This is a genomic window from Acinetobacter sp. TW_SC_4 (assembly GCF_054861205.1).
Genome location: NZ_CM142174.1, coordinates 411,414 through 430,539 on the forward strand (window position 1 = coordinate 411,414; position 19,126 = coordinate 430,539).

Genomic DNA, 19,126 nt, shown 5'->3' on the forward strand with positions numbered 1-19,126 from the left:
TTGAATGCTAATAATCTGTAATAAATCAGATCACGCCGCACGCAATACGTTCACCGCCTCCGCCTAATGGTTGCGGTTCATCTGAATAGTTATCACCGCCTGCATGGACCATGATGGCACGACCCTGAACATCTGCCAGTTTCAGGCGTGGCGCAAGCAGAGTCACACGTGCTGTACCATCAGTGTTTACTTTAAGGGCTGGTAAGTCACCCAGATGACCCGTCATGGGTGTGCCATGATGAGGTGCCTGATTCGGGTTGTAGTGACTGCCGGCAGCAAGTGCAGCACCTGGTTTGCCATCTTTTTCACCCGGTGCACATGAACCATTTTCATGAATGTGGAAACCACGCTCACCCGCAGGAAGCTGTTTCAGATTAGTACGAATCACCAAGCCCGCCGGACTGTCACTCAATAATACGGTACCAATCGATTCACCGACGCCCTGTGCAGAGACTGCATTCAGGGTCACGGCTTTAACATTTTCAGTCGAAGTAGAGGTTGAAGCGCAACCGGTAAAAAGTGCGGCACTGACTGCGCACAAAGCTGTAAGTTTAAACAATGAAGACATAATTATCACACCTTGATCTTTATTCTGCTTTTCGGAATCTATTGAAACAGAGCAAGACCAAAAGCACTATGGAAAATCAGTACTTAAATGTTTTAATTTGTTTAAGCCGGTCAGTCTGGTGATTTCGGTGTCTTGTTACGGCGCAGACGGAATTTTTTCTTCGGTTCAACCTCATGCGCCATAGTGGCTTTAGGCATCATCAAAGGTTCATTCAGGTTGCTTTCATGTAGCCATTCACGCCAGATGGCCAGTAGTACGGCCAGAATCACCGGTCCAATAAAGACACCAACCAGACCAAAGCTGGCAATACCACCTAAGACACCAAACATGATCAGCAGGAATGGAATTTGTGTTGCACCTGAAATGACCAGTGGACGAATCACATTATCTGCCGTACTCACAATACAGACACCCCAGATCATGACTCCTACGGCTTCAATGGTTTGACCTTGCGAGAACAGCCATAGCGAAACTGCACCATAAGCAACAGGAGGGCCAAAAGGAATTAAAGCAAAGATAAAGGTAATAATGGTCAGTACCATTGGGTTCGGTACGCCAGCCACAAAGTAGCTGATACCTGCCAGTAAAGACTGGGCAATCGCCGTTAAACCTACCCCATAGACCACCGCACGTGTGGTATCTGAAATTGTCGCCAGATAATGATGAATACGTGGACCGACTACCATCTCAAAGGCTTTACGCACCTGATTCAGAATGGTATGACCATCACGGTAGAAGAAGAATAACGACAGTACGGCAAAACACAGCTTAAAGACATTTTTACTAATTTCATTCAGCACGACTTTGCCGTAATTCAGATGACCCTGAATCCAGACCGAAATAGTTTGTGCAATGCTATTTGGATCGGCATTAATCTCATTCAGGGTACGGGTAATTTCTTTACCCACAAGTGGCAGGCCGCGAATAAAATCTGGAACGCTGAGATGACCTGAGAATACCTGTTTCTGCAATTCAAAATACAGGTTCCGGCCTTCGTGTTGCAGCATAAAAATGGCAAAGATAAAAGGCAAACCAAATACCAGAATCACACCCAGAATCATAATGGTCGCACTCAGTGTCGGCCGATTGCCACTCATTCTTAAGATCGACTGATACAGCGGCCAGGTCATGTACGCAATAATGGCTGCCCAAACTACAGGAATGATGAAATACTTGAGTATGTGGAAACTCAGAAAAATCAGAATGAAAAACAGTCCAAATAATAAGACTTTTTGTAGTGTGGGCGCGTATTGTTGCACTGAATTTAGAAGCTCATTTTTTTAGGTCATGTCAGGCATATTAACTGAAAAAAAAGCGATCGAAAACGATAGTACAGGAAGTAGTACGATTATTTTCATAAGAATAAAAAGAAGAGGCTAACAATAACGGAACTAGAACCATTGGCTTGGATCGTCAATAATGGCATTCAATAAAGGTTGCCATTGATCCTGTAATTCCCGGTACATCTTCTGCTGTTTGTCAAAAATAGACAGGCCTTGCATGGCCAGCCGGCTATAGGGTGCACGTTCAGAAATCCAGGCAACCGGTTGCTGATCAATTTTATTGAAAAACTGCTGAATGTCCTGATTGCTGGCTGCATTAAGTTTGGTGCGGTTGGCGAGGAGCAGAATTTCAACCTTGCCTTTACGGATGCGTTTAATGTCCTGCAAATGCTTGAGAAAACGGCGCGTAGAATCAATATCAAAAAATGAAGGCTGCAGCGGGGTAATGATGGCATCTGCTTCACTGATTAACTGCTCGGCATGATCTTCATTCAGCGCTCCGGGTGCATCGATGATCAGATATTCCAAGTTTTTAGGCGCATCCCCAATCGATTTGGCATTTCGCCAGTCCAGACTCTGAATCGGCGCTGCATCTTTCGGGCGATGTTTCAACCATTGCAAGGTCGATTTCTGGCTGTCCGCATCGGCCAGAGCAACTCTATAACCCTTTTGTGCCAGGGCAGCTGCCAAGCTAATTGCAGTAATGGTTTTACCACAGCCGCCTTTCTGATTTGCAACTAAAATAGTTTTCATGACCTTGGATGATTTAATTCTGCTCCCGCCTAGCATATCATTCTTTGCAGGCTTACTGGATGGCAGACACTTTCAACTTCAGTCGAAAGTAGGCAGCAAAATAAAGCAGATTAGGAAGATTGAATGTCCATTGGAATGGCTATGCTGATTGGTGCCTGTATTGGAGTGGTTTTAACTACCCTGATTCTGGGCCAGACGCGAAATGGTCGAATTAAAGCAGAATATGAACAATATATTGCCGAGCTGGAGTTGGAACATCAGCAAGCTTTAGTTGCTGCACAAAAACGCAGTGTGAATACCAGTCGTGCGGTACTCAAAGGCAAAATGGCCGAGCAGTTGGCACCGATCATGCCAGAGTTTCAATATCTGCCTAGTGATGCCAAATTTTTAGGTGATCCGGTGGATTATGTGGTCTTTGATGGTTATACCGATTTCCGTGATGGTGAAGGGCTGGCTGAAGATATTGAAGTGGTGTTGATTGATATTAAAAGTGGGGGTGCACGTCTGACCAAAGGCCAGATGGCAATTGCTCAAGCCATTCAGGAAGGGCGGGTACGTTTTGAAACCATCCGGATTGATTTTGAAGACTGAAGGACAGCAAGCTTCAACTCTACACTATGGATAAACTGATTATTGCCGCAGCACTGTTTGCGCTTGGACTATGGATCTGGTCGGAATACTTTCGGGCGATTCCGAATCTGGAGCAGGCCGGAGTACTCAAAAATTTTCAGGTAGAATCGATTGAGCCGCATCAGGCTGAATATCGCGTACTGGCTAAACAGTATTATGGGCCTGAGCGGCGTACCATTCATCCAGCCAGTCCAGTGGTGGGAAGCTTTAATGATCTGGCCTATGTCAGCAATATTGATCTGTTACTGGCCGCACCGAAAGTATCCAGTACTGTATTTAAACCATTCAAGCTTGAGCAGGACAGGCGTTGTTTCAATATGACCGCTACAGACGCACAGGCCAATCCTGCGAACATTCAACCTCATTTGCTGAACCTGAGTGTGATTGCCGCCAGCGAAGTTGTTGCCAATAAGATTCGCCGTTTAAAAGCAGATCAGCGGATCTGGCTGCAAGGGGACTGGGTACAGGTCAAATCAGCGACCAGCCAGCAAGAATTTCAGGTTGGAATAGGCAATCCAAGGTCAGCCCAATGCCGTCTGTTTAGAATAACTGATTTAAAAGTGCTGGATTAAAGCGGTTTATGTACTCGTGCCAGCAGCATACGCTGACCAATCTTTGGAATACCTTCTACATCGATATAATGAACTTCATCCAGTTCAAACCCAGCCTCTAAAAGAGCGGTTTCAATATCCCGGTTGAGATGACAGCCATCTGCCACTTTCTTCTGAATCGGGGTGAGTAAATGCTGCAAGCGCTGAATGTTGAGATGCTCTCGGTTTAATACATGCTCAACTAGATGAAAATGGCCGCCTGGCTTCAGAACCCGGTAAATTTCATGCAGACTTTGATGCAGATCTGGAATACTGCATAAGGTCCAGGTTGATACGATATTTTCCAGACTATTTTCTGCGAAAGGCAGAGCTTCTGCACGGGCCTGAATCTGTTCGACTGCAAAAGGGCTTTGACTGATGCGCTGCTCAGCCAGTTTAAAAATGTCCGGGTTAGGTTCTAGCGCATAGACTTTATCTACGGCCTGATAAAAAGGCAGATTCAGCCCTGTACCGAAGCCAATTTCCAGAACTTCACCTGTAATAGGCAATAATAATTCGCGGCGTAAATCCATCAGGGATGGGGTCTGCATAACCTGATTCAGCAGATGCGGAAAAATATGTTGTTGATAGAATTTATACAGCATGGTCGCATTCAAATGATTCTTAGACAGGCTTAGATTAACCGAAAATAATCAGATTAGCTAAAGCTCTCCGCTCACCAAAATTGATCAACTTGTTACTAATTTCAACTATTTATTCACTAAAAAAATCGTACTATCAGACAAGATATTTTTGAAAAAATTTGATGAAATAAAGACAGAATTATGTTCAAACATCTTCGATACTATGCTTTGGCGGCCAGTCTTTTACTACCGCTTTATGGTCATACTTCTGTAGACCATAATGTTGCCAAAGGACTGCCACCGATGGCCAAAGACCAATCCATTTCAGTCTTGCAGCCGTTTAAAGGTGATTTCCGTATTTTGGGATCAAAAATTTATACCGACGACGAGCAGGCCAAGTTCTCTCCAATCGATTATGCGGTGAGTTGGGGGCTGTTTGCGCAACCTGAAATTGCCCGCCACATTACGGTCAATCAGTATAACCGTTATCTGAACTGGAAAATGGATCGCGTGCCAGTACCTATTGAACAGGCCAAACAGATGGTATCCAATATGCACATCATTCCTGCTAATCCACAAATTGCCAAAGCGATTAAACAGGTAAAACGTGGTGATCTGGTGCGTTTACAAGGTGAGCTGGTGGAAGTGCATGATAAAGATCTCGTCTGGAAATCTTCTTTAACCCCAACCGATACCGGTGATGGTGCTTGTGAAGTGTTTCGGGTCAGCTCAATCAAGTGGATTGAGAAAGTAGGTAAAGGTTAAAACTGGAAAACTTTTAAAGCTTTCTAAAAGGGTGGCCTAGGGTGCTTCTGGGTGACCAGGCTTTCTTGATATTTAATTTATTTTTAGCCTCAGAGTTTTTCATTTTTAAATTGAACTACTTCTTCAAAAAAAATTTAATCTTAAATATGAATGTCATCTTGTTCTGTTATTTTGATATAAAAAACCGCCAGAAATAGGCGGTTTTTTATATTAAAGACATGCTTATTTGGCAGCTAGAGCTTCACCTTCAAAGGCAATGCCATCCCAGCCATTTTGCATGAACTGGCGGATATTCTGGTGATCCGTTGCTTCTGGTGTGGCCAGTACAGCCGCATAGTGTTCTGCAAACAGGCTCAAGGTTTGTGCCTGATCTAGGCCATTCAATTTGGCAAATGAAAATACTTTGGCACTGCCTTGGTTTTCAGTGGCAGCATTAGCCTGTTGACCATTTTTAAAAGCAGTGGGTGTATGAGCATAGCGCGCATCGATATATGCAATCACATCTGCAAATTTAGCTTCGCCCGCAGCCAATTGAGCCATTAATTCCTGAGCCATGTGGATTCCTTCTAGACTTAAATCAATTTGAATGGCGTCGAATATACCAATTTTTTGGCAAAGATCCATGTTCATTCTGCAATTTTAGGTGCATGATGTTATTCATTATTCTCGTCCCACATGGTGGCTGACGAAAGATTTAAGATCGAATAAAGACGGAGTAGACATGAACTGGCTTTTGGTGGCAATGGGCGGCGCGATTGGGGCAACACTGCGTTATGGAACAGGAATGTTGATTGCCAAGCCACAGATGCTATTTCCGTGGCCGACCTGGTGGATCAATATTATAGGTTGCCTGTGTGCCGGGATTTTCTTTGCCTTTAGCCAGAAATACAGTTTCCTGCAAACCGAAGCACGGCTATTTTTGATGGTAGGTATCCTGGGTGGCTTTACGACTTTCTCCAGTTTTGGTCTAGAAACTTTTCAGCTGCTTAAGCAGGGTGCAGTCACGATTGCCCTAAGTTATGTGATCTCTAGTGTGATTGTCGGAGTATTTATGCTGGGGGTGGGCTTTTATTTAACCCAGCTGACTTTGGCACAAGCATAAAAAAGTCAGGAAATTGGAGGTAATTTCCTGACATAAACCACGATTTAAATTGAGAGAAAAATCGGAGGTTTTAAGTTTAACCACGTTTAAAACGGGCAAAACGTTTGTTAAAGCTCGCTACGCGACCTTCATTACTGGTTTGACGTTGCTCACCGGTATAAAACGGATGTGAAGCACTCGAAATATCCAGGGTGACATAAGGATAGGTCTTACCTTCATATTCCTTGGTCTGGCTAGAAGTCATGGTGCTGCCAATCACGAAGTAGGCATCAGCATTAGTGTCATGAAATAAAACTTCTCGATATTCGGGATGAATGTCTGGACGCATCGTAATATTCCTCTTGTAATTTAAGAGTAATGTTATAATGTAACATTTGATATTTCAAGTGAAGTAGGGTTACAGCTTGTAAGCTTATTACTGTAACCTAACTGCGACTTGGCACAATTTCCTCAAATACATCACTCAAATTATCATGTACTTTCAAATGAATCAGGTTCCAGTATTGTCCGGAAATAGTACGGTTTACCATCAGGGTATCTGGCGAAGGTTTGAATACATCCCAATATTTCAGAGAAGGTTTGAGCAATTCCATTCCATCATGATGTGCTGAGTTTTCAGCAAAATCATAATTGGTAGTTAAAGGACGCATCAGTACTTCTAGCCATTGCTCATACAGATCGGCCGGGAATTTTCCGGTCTCTGTCAGGGTATGCAGGGCATCTAGTTGCTGTTCAATGGTCGAAATATCCTTGTCACGAGCTGCATGGATCAATTCCTTGAAATGACTAATGATCTCGGTAGAAAGGGTTTTAACACCGCCGTAATCGTAAATAATCACCGAGCCATCTTCACGGAAGGCGAAATTCCCTGGATGCGGATCACAGTGGAAACGTTTCAGATAGAAAATTTCCTGACCAATCGCACGGAATAAACGACGGCCTAGGGCATTACGGGTTTCTAGCGGCCATTGGCTGGCCGTTTCCATACTCTCACCCTGTTCCAAGCTTAGGGTCAGAATATGGCGGGAAGAATATTCACTAAATACTTTAGGAATCACAATTTGATGATCGAGCGATTCATGAAAGGCACGCGCCACTTCCAGATTCTGAGCCTCAATTTCATAATTGAGTTCATTGTCCAGACTATGCTGGATTTCCTTAAATAGCTGATCCTGCAATTTGCGGTCAATTTTCAGTACACCCATCAAACGCAAAGCGAGACGAACCTGTTTCAGGTCACTTTCACAGGCTTCTTCCACTCCTGGATATTGCACCTTGACCACAACCTGCTGGCCATCGGGTAGAGTCGCTTTATGTACCTGTCCGATCGAGGCTGCAGCAAAAGGCTGCTCATCAAACTGCTGGAATAGATCCTGCAAAGATTTGCCTAATTCTTTTTCGACCTGTGACTGGATCTCTTTAAATGGCATTGGTGGAGCCTGACGCTGCAATTTGGAAATGGCTCGAGCAACTTCAGGTGGGAAAATATCTTTATATTGCGAGGCAATCTGGCCGACTTTCATCACCGCACCTTTCATTTCCCCCAAGGTATCAGCAATCTGTACTCCAATATCCTGAAATAATTTACTGCGTGCAGCATTTTTCTGCTCTTCATCTGCAGTTAAATTTTTAATCGAATTGGATAGGGTTTTACTTGCAATACTTGCGGTCATTCCAGCCAATTTCATAAAGCGGCGACCAGGCGTTCGAGCCGTTTTTGCCATGCGAGATTCCTCAAAATCACCATTTTTATGGGTGTATTTGATCATAGGTGACAAACTATAAATTGCCTATATTTAATTGTAGATGTTATGTTGCAAAGCTTCTCAAAGTGTTCATATTTGCTTGATATTGTTCACTTGATTTATGCAATTTTTAAACCATTTTGTCGTCTGTACGGCAGTTTTTGAATCAATTATTTAATTATTCTGAAGAGAGCAAAGCACGATTTTTAAGTTCCTTTCCATGATGAAAGGCTTAAAATAATGGCACCTCAAGATCAAGAAATTTCAATGAAAGTCTATCGATATTTTACTGGCAAAGATGATGTGAATTTTTGTGCCCGTGTGACCAAGGCACTCAATGAAGGCTATGAACTTTATGGTGCACCGACCATGACCTTTAATGGAACAGATGTCATTGTCGGGCAAGTGGTGATTAAGGAAGTGTCAGATGAGTCCGAGATTCCACAGGGATTAAAAGATGCATTAAATCAGTAATTCAATGCATCTTTTTAAATAATAAGAGGATTAGGCACGCTGGCTTAAACGTTTGTTATTGCCATAAAGCCGTGCCAGCAATAAAACACAGGCCACGCTCAGACCGACAATCAGACCAACCCAGACGCCTGCCGCCCCCATATCTCCAAAACGGGACAAATAAACCCCCACCGGGAAGGCAATCACCCAATAGGCAATCATGGTGATCCACATTGGGCCTTTGGTATCCTGCATACCGCGTAAGCAGCCTGCAGCACTGATCTGCCAGGCATCCATCAGCTGATAGGCCACTGCAAAGAGCACCAGATAAAGCGCGATCTGGGTCACCATCGGGTCAGAAGTATAGAGCGCTACGATTTCACTACGGAACACCCAAAGCATCAGCATGATCAGCAGAGCTAGAATCGTCGCGGTCATCAGACCTAAACCTTGTACTCTACGCATGGCATCCCAGTTCTGTTCACCATAGTAAGTTCCCACCCGAATGGTCAGCGCAATAGCCAGAGACATCGGAATCATGAATAATTGTGAGGTAACAGAAATAGCAATCTGGTGAGCGGCCACAATGGTTTCACCTAATGGACTCAAGACAATCGCTGCGGTACTAAAAATACTCACTTCAAAGAAAATTGCCAGTCCGATCGGAAAGCCCAGCTTTAAAATCCGTTTCAGCCAATATCCGTTCAGCTTTTCCCAATGACTAAATGGCTGACTGCTTTGATAGACCCGATTTTTAAAAATATACAGTGCCAGACTCATTAACATGAGCCATTGCAGAATTGCTGTAGCAAAACCACAACCGGCACTGCCCAGTGCCGGAATAGGGCCAACTCCATACATAAAAATGAAGTTTAATGGAACCAGAAGCAGTAGCGCCATGAGGCTAATGGCAGTGACCGGACGCGGGTAACCAATGGCCTCAGAATAGCCGCGTAAAGCCGCATACATAGTCACAGCAGGCATACCAAAACCGATCGCATGCAGGAAGAGGCCAGCTTTAGGTTGCAGGCTTTCTGGGACACCTAGTAAAGGTAAAGTGAGGGGCAAAACTTGTAAAACCAGACCCGCAATCACCCCCAGGATGAATGCGACCCATAATGATTGCCGCGCAATTGTAGCGATTTTTTCAGGTGTACGTGCGCCTTTGGCTTCCGCCACTAAAGGTGTGGTGGCGATCATGATACCGCTAAAAAGCAGCATGACTGGAATCCATAGCCCGACACCAACTGCAATCGCTGCCAGGTCAGTCGGTGAGAGACGCCCGGCCATAATCGTATCAATCAGGCCCAAACCTGCCTGGGAAAATTGTGTGACCAGAATGGGCAACATCAGATGGAACAGCTGTTTTAATTCATAACGACGGGTTGCGGCTGTCAAAACATTAGACACAAAAATTACTCATTAGTGATCATGTGCTTAGAGATAAGGTTTAGCGTTGTAAAGTGAGAAGCACACCAATAAAAATCACCACGCCACCTAAAAGACGTTGCCAGTTCACCGGCATTTTTTCATTGCCCAGCAGACCAAACTGATCGACGATCATGGACATCACCATCTGACCAAAAATAATCATTCCGGTCAGTGTCAGGAAGCCCATTTTAGGTGCAGCATAAATGCTCATGCTGATCGCATAAACACCTAAAAATCCACCTAACCAGAGATACCAGGGAACTGCCATCAGCTCCTGTAAGCCTGGTTTGGGATGTGACTGAAACAGCACGATGCCGGCAAGTACTATTGTACCAATCAAAAAGGAAAAAAATGCAGCTTGAATAGGAGAATATAAATATTCTTTTAATTTGGTATTAATAGCCGTCTGTAAGGTCAGCAAGACCCCGATTGCAAAGACCAAAGGCAATAAAATAAGGAGCTGGGAGGGTATTTTCATAATTTTAACTATCTAATTCTATTTAAATTTTTAGGCATTAGGCGATGGCGATTTTAATTTTAGCAGTGTTGTTGCCGAGTCATGTTAAAATTACGCTAGATCTTGTAGTTGTTTTTGAGTAGTTCTTTGGCTGAATTGAATCCTGCACTTATTCCCTTATCCCTGTATATCCATATGCCGTGGTGTGTACGTAAATGTCCGTATTGTGACTTTAATTCGCATGCCGTACCTGATGGAAAACTCTCTTTGGACCTGGAGCGGGAATATCTGCATGCGCTGGTAGAGGACTTTAAAACTCAGGTTGATTTTGCCCAAGGCCGTTCGATTCATAGTGTATTTATCGGTGGGGGAACGCCGTCACTGATCTCTGCTGCAGGTTATCAGTGGTTATTTACAGAACTAAAAGTACTGATTCCTTTTGAAGAGAATTGTGAAATCACACTGGAAGCCAATCCAGGTACAGTGGAACATGATCCATTTGCTGGCTATTTAGCAGCTGGTATTAATCGTCTTTCGATAGGCGTGCAAAGTTTTAATACCGAGCATCTGAAAAAGCTGGGCCGAATTCATAGCAATGAAGATGCGATCTCGGCGATTGGCCTGGCGCGTGACGCAGGATTTCAGCGGATTAATGTCGACTTGATGCATGGCTTGCCTGAACAGACACTGGAGCAGGCACTCAATGACCTGAAACTGGCGGTCGAGAATGGTGCTACGCATATTTCCTGGTATCAGTTAACCATTGAGCCAAATACCGTATTTTTCCGTACTCAGCCGATTTTACCGGTCGATGAAGTACTAGAAGAGATTCAGGAACAGGGCGAGGCTTATTTAAAAGCCAATGGCTTTATCAATTATGAAGTCTCTGCTTGGCGTAAAGAATTACCCTCGGCACATAATCTGAATTACTGGCAATTTGGTGATTATCTGGCCATTGGAGCAGGGGCGCATGGCAAAGTGACTCAATCGGATGGTGTTTACCGTTTCCAGAAAACCCGTTTGCCTAAAGACTATTTAGGCAAAGTGCCAGCCGAACATTTGCAGTTTAAGCGCATCGAAGCGGCAGATATGCCGTTTGAATTTATGATGAATGCCTTACGTTTAAATGATGGTGTGGAAGCGAAGCTTTATCTTGAGCGAACAGGCTATAGTCTGGATACACTGGATGAATTGCTGACTTCATTGCGCCAACGTCAATTAATGGTAGAAGATACAGAACGTCTGGCATGTACTGAGCAAGGTCACATCTTTTTAAACTCTGTGCTGGAAGAGTTTCTTTAATTGCCTAATCTATCCGAATAATTAATCCAGTTTAAAAAGAAAAAGCCCGATGAGTTACATCGGGCTTTTTCTTCTCTCTCCACTATGCATTTAAGCCATTCGGATTAACGATACTTAGGCGGTAACTTGTGATGCAGGCCATTGTGATGATTTTTGTTGAAGAAGCCTTTATGGATCTTTCTTGCCAAACTTATCATGAGGATCATGCTGGTTAAAATGCGCTTTAGGAGGTGCTTTATGGAAGCCAGCTTTATGCGGCATTGGTTTCTTATCAAAATGATGCGCTGCTAGCGTTGGATGACGATGGTCCGGTCCAGGAGTGGCCATTGCTGACATGGTAGCTGTTGTTGCGATCAAGCCAATCATTAAAGAAGAAACTAGTTTTTTCATGATCATACTCATATTTATTCAATGAGTTCATCATAGGAGTCAGCGATGTAGGGGAGATGGAGCCATAGACAACACTTTTGTAAATTTCAGAATTTCTTTCAATTTTGCATTTAAATAACTAATAAATAATAAATTTTATTAAAAATTCTGTATTTTTATGGGCAATTTTTGATTTTAAAATCATCAAAATTCTTCTCCGTTTCTTCATGTTTTAAAGTGAGTGAAATCAGATGAAGAAATTTAGGACAAGATGATGAATGAAAAGCGAATATAATATTTAATTATCTTTTAAATTTAATTAATTGATCTGGAAACTAAAATTAGTCAATTTAAGTTACAAAAAAAGCACTCTAATGAGTGCTTTTTTTCATCTTCGCAATATTAGATTGCAGTGATGTTAGTCGCTGTAGGACCTTTTTGGCCTTGAGCTACGCTGAAAGAAACCTTTTGGCCTTCAGCTAAAGTTTTGAAACCTGAACCTTGGATTTCGCTGAAGTGAGCGAAAACGTCTGGACCATTGTCTTGTTGAATGAAGCCAAAACCTTTAGTTTCGTTGAACCACTTTACTGTACCGGTAACTGTGTTAGACATAATATAACCTATTGAATCTTATGGATTTATAGTCAAAATTTCAGATGACTAGCTGTAACTTTGAAAAATAAAAAGGATGGAGCTTATTGATCTTTAAAACGAAGGTTTATGACTAAAACTGCGATACTTAAAAGAAGACTAACCAAAACAAGAATTTTTCTAGTTATCGCCATCATACCCTGTATTTATAGATATTCAAGTAAATTATATGGATTATTTAATAGACGTCTGAAAATTATAGATATAAATTTGTGTAGTTTGTGTACGCAGCAGATTTTTCTTTGTATCCAGTCATCATTTTGACATATGAAAAAGAGCGCCGTAGCGCTCTTTTTAAAGCTAAAACCTAAACTTTTGACTTAGTAATCAAAACTGAAGTGTTCTGCTGCCAGTGAAGTCATGGTTTTGGATGGATTCACCATTGCTTCAGCATGGCCTTGGGCACGTGGCAATAAACGCTCAAAGTAGAAATCAGCAGTTTTAATTTTCGCTTTGTAGAACTCTGGAACTTCTGCACCATCACCAGCAACCAGTTTCGCTGAAGCCACTGCAGCTTGTTGTGCCCAGAAGTAAGCCATCATTACATAGCCTGAGAACATCAGGAAGTCCACAGAAGCAGAGGATACGATGTCACGGTCTTTACGTGCTGCCAGCATGATACGTACAGTTAACGCATTCCACTGTGCACATAGCTTGGTCAGGTCCCAGGCAAAACGGCGCATGTATTTATTGCGTGCATGCTGTCCACAGAATTTCAGAATTTCAGCGGTGTAATCACGAATCACTTTACCTTTAGAGGTTAGCAGGACCTTACGACCAATCAGGTCAAGTGCCTGAACGCCAGTCGTTCCTTCGTACAGGGTAGAGATACGTGAGTCACGAACGATTTGCTCCATGCCCCATTCTTTGATGTAACCATGACCACCAAATACTTGCATACCGTGGTTCGCTGCTTCATAACCCATTTCAGTCAGGAAGCCTTTCAGAATAGGGGTATAGAAACCTAAGTGATCATCCTGCTGTTCAAATTCAGCAGTATCACCACGCAGCAGGGCATCATTCATGTTATCTGCGATTTTTGCTGCATGATAGATCATGGCACGACCACCTTCAGCAATCGCTTTCTGGGTCAACAGCATACGGCGCACATCGGCATGGTGGATGATCGCATCCGCCACTTTTTCCGGATCTTTTTTACCAGACAGGGCACGCATCGACATACGTTCTTTGGCATATGGCAATGCACCCTGGAACGATAATTCTGCATGACAGATACCTTGAATTGCGGTACCAATACGCGCGGTATTCATGAAGGTAAACATGGCATGCAAGCCTTTGTTTGGCTCGCCAATTAAATAACCCACTGCATTATCAAAGTTCAGTACAGCGGTTGCAGAGGCACGGATCCCCATCTTGTGTTCAATCGAACCACAGTTCACGGCATTACGTTCACCAATGCCGCCATCTTCAGTGGCAATGAATTTCGGTACGATAAACAGGGAAATGCCTTTGGTGCCTTGTGGTGCATCTGGAAGACGTGCCAAAACGATGTGTACGATGTTTTCAGTTAAATCGTGTTCACCCGCAGAAATGAAGATTTTAGTACCAGAAATCGCATAAGTACCATCAGCTTGTGGTTCTGCTTTAGTTTTTACCTGACCCAGATCGGTACCGCATTGTGGCTCAGTCAGGCACATGGTTCCTGACCAGGTACCTGCAACCAGATGCGGTAAATAGGTATTTTTCTGTTCATCAGTACCATACTGGATGATGGTATTGATACAGCCCACGCTCAAACCCGGATACATCTGGAAAGACCAGTTTGCCGTACCCATCATTTCTGATTTAATCAGGTTTAAAGACATCGGCAGATTTTGACCGCCAAATTCTTCAGGATAAGACAGACCTTGCCAGCCACCTTGCACGAACTGATCATAAGCTTCCTTGAAGCCTTTCGGTGTGCGCACTTCGCCATTTTCAAAGTGACAGCCTTCTGCATCGCCAGTCTGGTTCAACGGAGAAAGTACATTTTCACAGAAATCTGCCGCACCTTCTAGGATCATGTCTACCGTATCTGCATCGGCATATTCGCCATTTGACAGTTCTTGGTAATGTGCAGGGTAATCAAGCACTTCATTCATTAAGAAACGAATATCACGTAAAGGAGCTTTATATGCTGGCATGCGTTTAATCCTGATTAAAATAGTTTTGGATTATCTGTATCGATTCTATGATTATTCACATTGGGGATAAAAAAACATTGATAAAGACAACAAATAAAAATGTCAGAAAAGCGAATCGAGAAGATCAGACAAGTTTAAAGATTAAATAAAGGAACTCTCCATCTTTAAATAAGACACTTATATTTAAAAGTGCTTATCTGTCTGGACTTTAATCAATATTTAGGGAGATTGTCTAGGGGTGTTTTTGTATGAATTGTACACGAATGTTAAGGTCTAATCATTGGATAAATCATGTCATTAAATCCAATTTAATTTTATTGTTTTTAATGAAAGGAAAAGAGTGAACGAATTAATAACTAACCCGTTCACCTCAAAAATATTCAGAATTAAAGAAAATCTTTCAGCTCAGGTTTTACCCCGTTCCAGATATAAAAAGATTCAATAGCCTGACCGACCAGCATGCCGAAACCCTCAGAAGTAGGGACGCCACGGGCTTGAGCTTGATCCAGAAAAGTGGACCGTTTGCCATAGGCCATTTCATAGGCATGTTTAAACTGTAGAGCTTCAGGTAGTACCAGCGCATCACCACTAAGACTGGCAGAAGTCGCATTAATTACAATATCAAACTCACCGGCTAAATCAGTTAAGGCAATGGCTTGCAGTTCTGCTTGTGGAACAGCGTCTTTTAGATCGGCAACCAGTTGTTCTGCACGTGACAAAGTACGGTTAGCAATAACAATCTTCTTCACACCGGCCTGTACCAATGGATAGATAACACCGCGGGTCGCGCCACCAGCACCAATAATCAGGATATCGGTATTTTCCAGAGTCCAGTCAAGAGCACGAATAGCCTCCACTAAGCCTTGTCCGTCAGTATTGTCACCATGCAGAATGCCATCTTTCATCCATAGGGTATTCACGGCTTTGGCGATTTTGGCACGTTCGGTAAGGACCTGGCATTGGGCAAAGGCCTTTTCTTTGAAGGGCATAGTCACATTCATGCCAATACCGCCCTGAGCAAAAAATTCCTGGATATTGGCTGTGAAACCATCCAGTGGGGCAAGGCGTTTGGTATAGGTCAGATCGACCCCGGTTTTAGCAGCGAAAGCCTGATGTAGTTCAGGAGAGCGTGATTGTTCGATGGGGTTGCCAATAACGGCAAATTGCTTGCTCATTTCACCATGTCCATGTGCGGAAATGGCCATTAATATACGTGAAAATGCAGGAGGGCTAAAGCCTGTCAGCAGTGAAAAGCAGGCTGGAGTTTAAAGGTTTAGGAACTACAGATTTCAATAATATGTTCGACAAAAAGCAAGGCCATACTAAAGAGGGTTCCGGCAATCGTGAGGACACTCACAAAAATGGCAACTACATCTAGAATCAGATTATGACTGATGACAGCGGTACTAATCGCACTAATACCAAGCGCCAGAAATAGCCAAAAGGCCAATGTAGCAGGATTAAGGTGAAGCTTAAACATTGTTATTTTTACCTAGCAGAATTTATCTTTATCAGAGTCGAGATCTAGGAGTAGATCCTGAAATATCTTTCTGAGTTGCAGTATAGAGGATTTATCCATTAAAAAAGCCCTCGATCTGAGGGCAATTTGTATTTAAATATTTTGATTGCTTTATTTAGTTTTTAATTCTGTTAACCAGTCATGCGGTTTAAGGTAGTAATCGGTCAAGCGTTTTTCTGGTGATCCTTCAGCCCATTCCGGGCGGTATAACCAGCCGGTAAGAGGCGGCAGGCTCACTAGAATCGATTCAATCCGGCCACCCGTCTGCAGGCCAAACAGTGTGCCACGGTCATATACCAGATTGTATTCCACATAACGGCCACGACGGTACAGCTGGAAATCACGTTGTGCTTCAGTATAAGACTTGTCTTGGTTACGCTGGAAAATTGGCAGAATTGCTTCGAGATAACCATTGCCTACAGCCTGTATATACTGAAAACAGGTTTCAAAATCCCATTGATTCAGGTCATCAAAGAATAGGCCACCGACACCGCGCTGCTCATCACGGTGTTTTAGATAGAAATAATCATCACACCATTTTTTATGTTCTGGATAAACCTCTTCGCCAAAAGGCGCACAGAGATCATGCGCGGTCTGGTGCCATGACAGCACATCTTCATCATTTGGATAGAAAGGGGTGAGGTCAAAACCGCCACCAAACCACCAGATCGGATCCTGACCTTCTTTTTCCGCCACAAATAAACGTACATTGGCATGTGAGGTCGGGACATTCGGATTTTTAGGATGGATGACTAATGATACACCCATGGCTTGGGCTTTAGCTCCTGCTATATTCGGATGGCGTTCAGTGGCAGAAGCGGGTAGTTTGGAAATATTGATGTGAGAGAACATCACACCGCCTTTTTCAATTACCGTACCATTTTGCAGTACGCGTGAACGGCCACCGCCACCTTCAGGACGTTCCCAGTCATCAATTACAAATTCAGCTGTGCCGCCACCGGCACGTTCCTGCTGTTCCAGCGCGGCACAAATCCGGGCTTGCAGGTCGAGGAGAAAATCGCGAACGCGTTGAATATCTGCAGAGGTGGGATGCTGCATCAGAACCCTCATAGGGAAATAAAAAGACTGATAACATCAAAGCATAAAATGGCCTAAAAATTAAGGTGTTTTTCTGGATGCTCACCATCTGTAACAACATTCAACCTAATGTTTTAGAGCAATTTGCTTCAGCTCAAATCCGACCAGACTACTAGGTTGAATTCTTTTTTTGAGCTCCGCACAATAACCTCAACAGCGCTCTATGCAGCGCATTAACCTGGCTAATAAGGTGGTAGGCATTCATGACTGTGCAGGCAAATTCTCTCATTCAAAAATATAATGTCCCCGGTCCCCGCTACACCAGTTATCCAACTGTCCCTTATTGGGAAGAGTCAGGATTTTCACTAGAGCTCTGGAAGCAGACACTAAAACGTTCTTTTCAGGAGTCGAATGCGACTGAAGGCATTAGCCTGTATATCCATCTGCCATTTTGTGAAAGTTTATGCACCTTTTGTGGCTGTCATAAACGGGTGACCAAACGTCATGAAGTCGAGCAGCCTTATATACAAGCTGTGCTGAAAGAATGGGAGCTGTATTATGAGTTATTAGAAGAAAAACCCATCATCAAAGAAATTCATCTCGGCGGTGGGACACCAACGTTCTTTTCAATTGAACATTTAACCCAGCTCATTCAAGGTATTTTGTCCAAAGCCGAGATTGCAGCAGAACATGAATTCAGCTTCGAAGGTCACCCAAACAATACCACGCGTGAGCATTTGCAAGGCTTGTATGACCTGGGCTTTCGTCGGGTGAGTTATGGCGTGCAGGATTATAATGAAACTGTACAAAAAGCCATTCACCGGATTCAACCTTATGAAAATGTTAAACAGGTGACTGAATGGGCAAGAGAAATTGGTTATGAATCGATTTCGCATGATCTGGTTTTTGGTCTGCCATTTCAAAGCCTGGAGGATGTCTTAAATACCATTGATCAGACCAATTCTCTATTACCAGACCGTCTGGCTTTATATAGCTATGCACATGTGCCTTGGATTAAAGGGAATGGCCAGCGCGGTTTTAAAGATGCGGATGTACCGAAAGATGAGATCAAGCGTCAGTGCTATGAAGAAGGTAAGAAAAAGCTCCTGGCGCATGGTTATCATGAAATTGGTATGGATCATTTTGCGCTAGAAAAAGACAGCATGTACCAGTCTTTTCAGGCTGGAACTTTGCACCGCAATTTTATGGGTTATACCGCGTCTAAAACTCAGGTGATGATCGGACTCGGAATTTCTTCGATTAGTGATAGCTGGTATAGCTTTGCGCAGAATGTGAAAACTATTGAAGAATATTATGAACTGCTAGAGCAGAATCAGATTCCAGTGGTGAAAGGGCATATTCTGAATCAGGGAGATCTGATTATTCGCAAACATATCCTGAACCTGATGTGTAGCTTTACCACCTCTTGGGCAAAACCTGACATGCAGTTTGCTGAAATTAATGAAGTTCTAAAGCAGCTTGAGGAAATGCAGCAGGATCAGCTGATCAAAATTGAAGACTCTTCAGTCACGATTTTGGAGAAAGGGAAACCATTTGTACGCAATATTTGCATGGCTTTTGATTTACGTTTAAAGCGTCGCATGCCAGAGAACCGGATTTTCTCAATGACGATTTAAGAATCCCTCTTAGGATCTTAAAAATCCCTCCAAACCTCCCTTTATAAAAGAGAGGCTTCCCTATACTTATATAAAAGGAAATTTCCCCTCTTTGAAAAAGAGGGG

22 protein-coding genes are annotated in these 19,126 nt (G+C 43.2%); 7 read left to right on the plus strand and 15 right to left on the minus strand.

The window, feature by feature from the left end; translation table 11 throughout:
* Window positions 1-25: 25 nt before the first annotated feature.
* The 3 genes from sodC to ACWM1W_RS01910 all read right to left on the minus strand — a co-directional run bounded on the left by sodC (window position 26) and on the right by ACWM1W_RS01910 (window position 2,604).
* Entirely contained in the window at window positions 26-568 is a 543-nt protein-coding gene (gene sodC / locus ACWM1W_RS01900) for a superoxide dismutase family protein (RefSeq protein ID WP_034701498.1), read from the minus strand.
* Between the two features lie 110 nt (window positions 569-678).
* Window positions 679-1,827, minus strand: a complete 1,149-nt coding sequence (locus tag ACWM1W_RS01905; RefSeq protein ID WP_180130844.1) for an AI-2E family transporter — start codon at window positions 1,825-1,827, stop codon at window positions 679-681.
* Window positions 1,828-1,959: 132 nt separating this feature from the next.
* Window positions 1,960-2,604: a ParA family protein gene (locus tag ACWM1W_RS01910; protein WP_034169692.1), complete on the minus strand. Its 645-nt coding sequence runs from the start codon at window positions 2,602-2,604 to the stop codon at window positions 1,960-1,962.
* Window positions 2,605-2,727: 123 nt separating this feature from the next.
* Here ACWM1W_RS01910 and ACWM1W_RS01915 point away from each other — a divergent pair, with 123 nt between their 5' ends.
* Together ACWM1W_RS01915 and ACWM1W_RS01920 are read left to right on the plus strand one after the other, a co-directional pair.
* The gene (locus ACWM1W_RS01915; RefSeq protein WP_004787020.1) at window positions 2,728-3,195 is read left to right on the plus strand and encodes a Holliday junction resolvase-like protein; all 468 of its coding nucleotides are present in this window, start codon (window positions 2,728-2,730) and stop codon (window positions 3,193-3,195) included.
* 26 nt (window positions 3,196-3,221) lie between these two features.
* Entirely contained in the window at window positions 3,222-3,806 is a 585-nt protein-coding gene (locus tag ACWM1W_RS01920) for a hypothetical protein (protein ID WP_005233669.1), read from the plus strand.
* Here the strand turns inward: ACWM1W_RS01920 and ACWM1W_RS01925 are convergent.
* Window positions 3,803-4,429 (minus strand): class I SAM-dependent methyltransferase, encoded by a 627-nt coding sequence (locus tag ACWM1W_RS01925; RefSeq protein ID WP_005233670.1) that lies wholly within the window; start codon window positions 4,427-4,429, stop codon window positions 3,803-3,805. The genes ACWM1W_RS01920 and ACWM1W_RS01925 overlap by 4 nt on opposite strands.
* Window positions 4,430-4,609: 180 nt before the next feature.
* Here ACWM1W_RS01925 and ACWM1W_RS01930 point away from each other — a divergent pair, with 180 nt between their 5' ends.
* A complete protein-coding gene (locus ACWM1W_RS01930) occupies window positions 4,610-5,173 on the plus strand; it encodes a hypothetical protein (RefSeq protein ID WP_312087667.1) in 564 nt (187 codons plus the stop codon).
* A gap of 222 nt (window positions 5,174-5,395) precedes the next feature.
* On the opposite strand, the gene ACWM1W_RS01935 is transcribed toward ACWM1W_RS01930, so the two are convergent.
* A complete protein-coding gene (locus tag ACWM1W_RS01935) occupies window positions 5,396-5,728 on the minus strand; it encodes a HopJ type III effector protein (protein WP_034701514.1) in 333 nt (110 codons plus the stop codon).
* Between the two features lie 166 nt (window positions 5,729-5,894).
* Here ACWM1W_RS01935 and crcB point away from each other — a divergent pair, with 166 nt between their 5' ends.
* Window positions 5,895-6,275 (plus strand): fluoride efflux transporter CrcB, encoded by a 381-nt coding sequence (gene crcB, locus ACWM1W_RS01940; RefSeq protein WP_005233680.1) that lies wholly within the window; start codon window positions 5,895-5,897, stop codon window positions 6,273-6,275.
* Between the two features lie 76 nt (window positions 6,276-6,351).
* Here the strand turns inward: crcB and ACWM1W_RS01945 are convergent, their stop codons facing one another.
* Both ACWM1W_RS01945 and ACWM1W_RS01950 read right to left on the minus strand, forming a co-directional pair.
* The gene (locus tag ACWM1W_RS01945) at window positions 6,352-6,603 is read right to left on the minus strand and encodes a type B 50S ribosomal protein L31 (protein WP_004787006.1); all 252 of its coding nucleotides are present in this window, start codon (window positions 6,601-6,603) and stop codon (window positions 6,352-6,354) included.
* Between the two features lie 97 nt (window positions 6,604-6,700).
* Complete coding sequence (locus ACWM1W_RS01950; RefSeq protein ID WP_262735928.1) at window positions 6,701-7,999, minus strand: ABC1 kinase family protein; 1,299 nt, start codon at window positions 7,997-7,999, stop codon at window positions 6,701-6,703.
* 288 nt (window positions 8,000-8,287) lie between these two features.
* Between ACWM1W_RS01950 and ACWM1W_RS01955 the strand changes: the two genes are divergently transcribed.
* Window positions 8,288-8,494 carry a DUF1737 domain-containing protein gene (locus ACWM1W_RS01955; RefSeq protein WP_034169804.1) on the plus strand — a complete coding sequence of 69 codons (207 nt, stop codon included), beginning with the start codon at window positions 8,288-8,290 and terminating at the stop codon, window positions 8,492-8,494.
* A 30-nt stretch (window positions 8,495-8,524) separates the two neighbouring features.
* On the opposite strand, the gene ACWM1W_RS01960 is transcribed toward ACWM1W_RS01955, so the two are convergent.
* Together ACWM1W_RS01960 and ACWM1W_RS01965 are read right to left on the minus strand one after the other, a co-directional pair.
* Complete coding sequence (locus tag ACWM1W_RS01960) at window positions 8,525-9,823, minus strand: MATE family efflux transporter (RefSeq protein WP_375725898.1); 1,299 nt, start codon at window positions 9,821-9,823, stop codon at window positions 8,525-8,527.
* A gap of 100 nt (window positions 9,824-9,923) precedes the next feature.
* A complete protein-coding gene (locus tag ACWM1W_RS01965; RefSeq protein WP_375725894.1) occupies window positions 9,924-10,382 on the minus strand; it encodes a DMT family transporter in 459 nt (152 codons plus the stop codon).
* A gap of 126 nt (window positions 10,383-10,508) precedes the next feature.
* On the opposite strand from ACWM1W_RS01965, the gene hemW reads away from it, so the two are divergent.
* Window positions 10,509-11,663: a radical SAM family heme chaperone HemW gene (gene hemW, locus ACWM1W_RS01970; RefSeq protein WP_375725893.1), complete on the plus strand. Its 1,155-nt coding sequence runs from the start codon at window positions 10,509-10,511 to the stop codon at window positions 11,661-11,663.
* A gap of 168 nt (window positions 11,664-11,831) precedes the next feature.
* Here hemW and ACWM1W_RS01975 read toward each other — a convergent pair whose 3' ends face one another.
* The 6 genes from ACWM1W_RS01975 to hemF all read right to left on the minus strand — a co-directional run bounded on the left by ACWM1W_RS01975 (window position 11,832) and on the right by hemF (window position 17,405).
* Window positions 11,832-12,053, minus strand: coding sequence for a hypothetical protein (locus ACWM1W_RS01975; protein ID WP_375725892.1), 222 nt, complete (start codon window positions 12,051-12,053; stop codon window positions 11,832-11,834).
* A 381-nt stretch (window positions 12,054-12,434) separates the two neighbouring features.
* Window positions 12,435-12,644, minus strand: coding sequence for a cold-shock protein (locus ACWM1W_RS01980; protein ID WP_004786992.1), 210 nt, complete (start codon window positions 12,642-12,644; stop codon window positions 12,435-12,437).
* A 359-nt stretch (window positions 12,645-13,003) separates the two neighbouring features.
* Window positions 13,004-14,827 (minus strand): acyl-CoA dehydrogenase C-terminal domain-containing protein, encoded by a 1,824-nt coding sequence (locus tag ACWM1W_RS01985; RefSeq protein WP_005233691.1) that lies wholly within the window; start codon window positions 14,825-14,827, stop codon window positions 13,004-13,006.
* 386 nt (window positions 14,828-15,213) lie between these two features.
* The gene (gene aroE / locus ACWM1W_RS01990; RefSeq protein WP_375725891.1) at window positions 15,214-16,002 is read right to left on the minus strand and encodes a shikimate dehydrogenase; all 789 of its coding nucleotides are present in this window, start codon (window positions 16,000-16,002) and stop codon (window positions 15,214-15,216) included.
* Window positions 16,003-16,100: 98 nt separating this feature from the next.
* Entirely contained in the window at window positions 16,101-16,307 is a 207-nt protein-coding gene (locus ACWM1W_RS01995; protein WP_005233693.1) for a hypothetical protein, read from the minus strand.
* A 150-nt stretch (window positions 16,308-16,457) separates the two neighbouring features.
* Window positions 16,458-17,405: an oxygen-dependent coproporphyrinogen oxidase gene (hemF, locus tag ACWM1W_RS02000; RefSeq protein WP_175966167.1), complete on the minus strand. Its 948-nt coding sequence runs from the start codon at window positions 17,403-17,405 to the stop codon at window positions 16,458-16,460.
* Window positions 17,406-17,647: 242 nt separating this feature from the next.
* Between hemF and hemN the strand changes: the two genes are divergently transcribed.
* Window positions 17,648-19,021, plus strand: a complete 1,374-nt coding sequence (hemN, locus tag ACWM1W_RS02005) for an oxygen-independent coproporphyrinogen III oxidase (protein WP_034169681.1) — start codon at window positions 17,648-17,650, stop codon at window positions 19,019-19,021.
* Window positions 19,022-19,126: the final 105 nt, after the last annotated feature.

Coding starts and splice junctions, on each gene's coding strand:
- aroE (WP_375725891.1), bottom strand. CDS start 16,002: ATGAGCAAGCAATTTGCCGTTATTGGCAACCCCATCGAACAATCACGC.
- ACWM1W_RS01930 (WP_312087667.1), top strand. CDS start 4,610: ATGTTCAAACATCTTCGATACTATGCTTTGGCGGCCAGTCTTTTACTA.
- ACWM1W_RS01945 (WP_004787006.1), bottom strand. CDS start 6,603: ATGCGTCCAGACATTCATCCCGAATATCGAGAAGTTTTATTTCATGAC.
- ACWM1W_RS01910 (WP_034169692.1), bottom strand. CDS start 2,604: ATGAAAACTATTTTAGTTGCAAATCAGAAAGGCGGCTGTGGTAAAACC.
- ACWM1W_RS01965 (WP_375725894.1), bottom strand. CDS start 10,382: ATGAAAATACCCTCCCAGCTCCTTATTTTATTGCCTTTGGTCTTTGCA.
- ACWM1W_RS01980 (WP_004786992.1), bottom strand. CDS start 12,644: ATGTCTAACACAGTTACCGGTACAGTAAAGTGGTTCAACGAAACTAAA.
- ACWM1W_RS01935 (WP_034701514.1), bottom strand. CDS start 5,728: ATGGCTCAGGAATTAATGGCTCAATTGGCTGCGGGCGAAGCTAAATTT.
- ACWM1W_RS01955 (WP_034169804.1), top strand. CDS start 8,288: ATGAAAGTCTATCGATATTTTACTGGCAAAGATGATGTGAATTTTTGT.
- crcB (WP_005233680.1), top strand. CDS start 5,895: ATGAACTGGCTTTTGGTGGCAATGGGCGGCGCGATTGGGGCAACACTG.
- ACWM1W_RS01950 (WP_262735928.1), bottom strand. CDS start 7,999: ATGGCAAAAACGGCTCGAACGCCTGGTCGCCGCTTTATGAAATTGGCT.
- hemF (WP_175966167.1), bottom strand. CDS start 17,405: ATGCAGCATCCCACCTCTGCAGATATTCAACGCGTTCGCGATTTTCTC.
- ACWM1W_RS01995 (WP_005233693.1), bottom strand. CDS start 16,307: ATGTTTAAGCTTCACCTTAATCCTGCTACATTGGCCTTTTGGCTATTT.
- ACWM1W_RS01985 (WP_005233691.1), bottom strand. CDS start 14,827: ATGCCAGCATATAAAGCTCCTTTACGTGATATTCGTTTCTTAATGAAT.
- hemN (WP_034169681.1), top strand. CDS start 17,648: ATGACTGTGCAGGCAAATTCTCTCATTCAAAAATATAATGTCCCCGGT.
- sodC (WP_034701498.1), bottom strand. CDS start 568: ATGTCTTCATTGTTTAAACTTACAGCTTTGTGCGCAGTCAGTGCCGCA.
- ACWM1W_RS01960 (WP_375725898.1), bottom strand. CDS start 9,823: ATGTTGCCCATTCTGGTCACACAATTTTCCCAGGCAGGTTTGGGCCTG.
- ACWM1W_RS01975 (WP_375725892.1), bottom strand. CDS start 12,053: ATGAAAAAACTAGTTTCTTCTTTAATGATTGGCTTGATCGCAACAACA.
- ACWM1W_RS01920 (WP_005233669.1), top strand. CDS start 3,222: ATGGATAAACTGATTATTGCCGCAGCACTGTTTGCGCTTGGACTATGG.
- ACWM1W_RS01925 (WP_005233670.1), bottom strand. CDS start 4,429: ATGCTGTATAAATTCTATCAACAACATATTTTTCCGCATCTGCTGAAT.
- ACWM1W_RS01915 (WP_004787020.1), top strand. CDS start 2,728: ATGTCCATTGGAATGGCTATGCTGATTGGTGCCTGTATTGGAGTGGTT.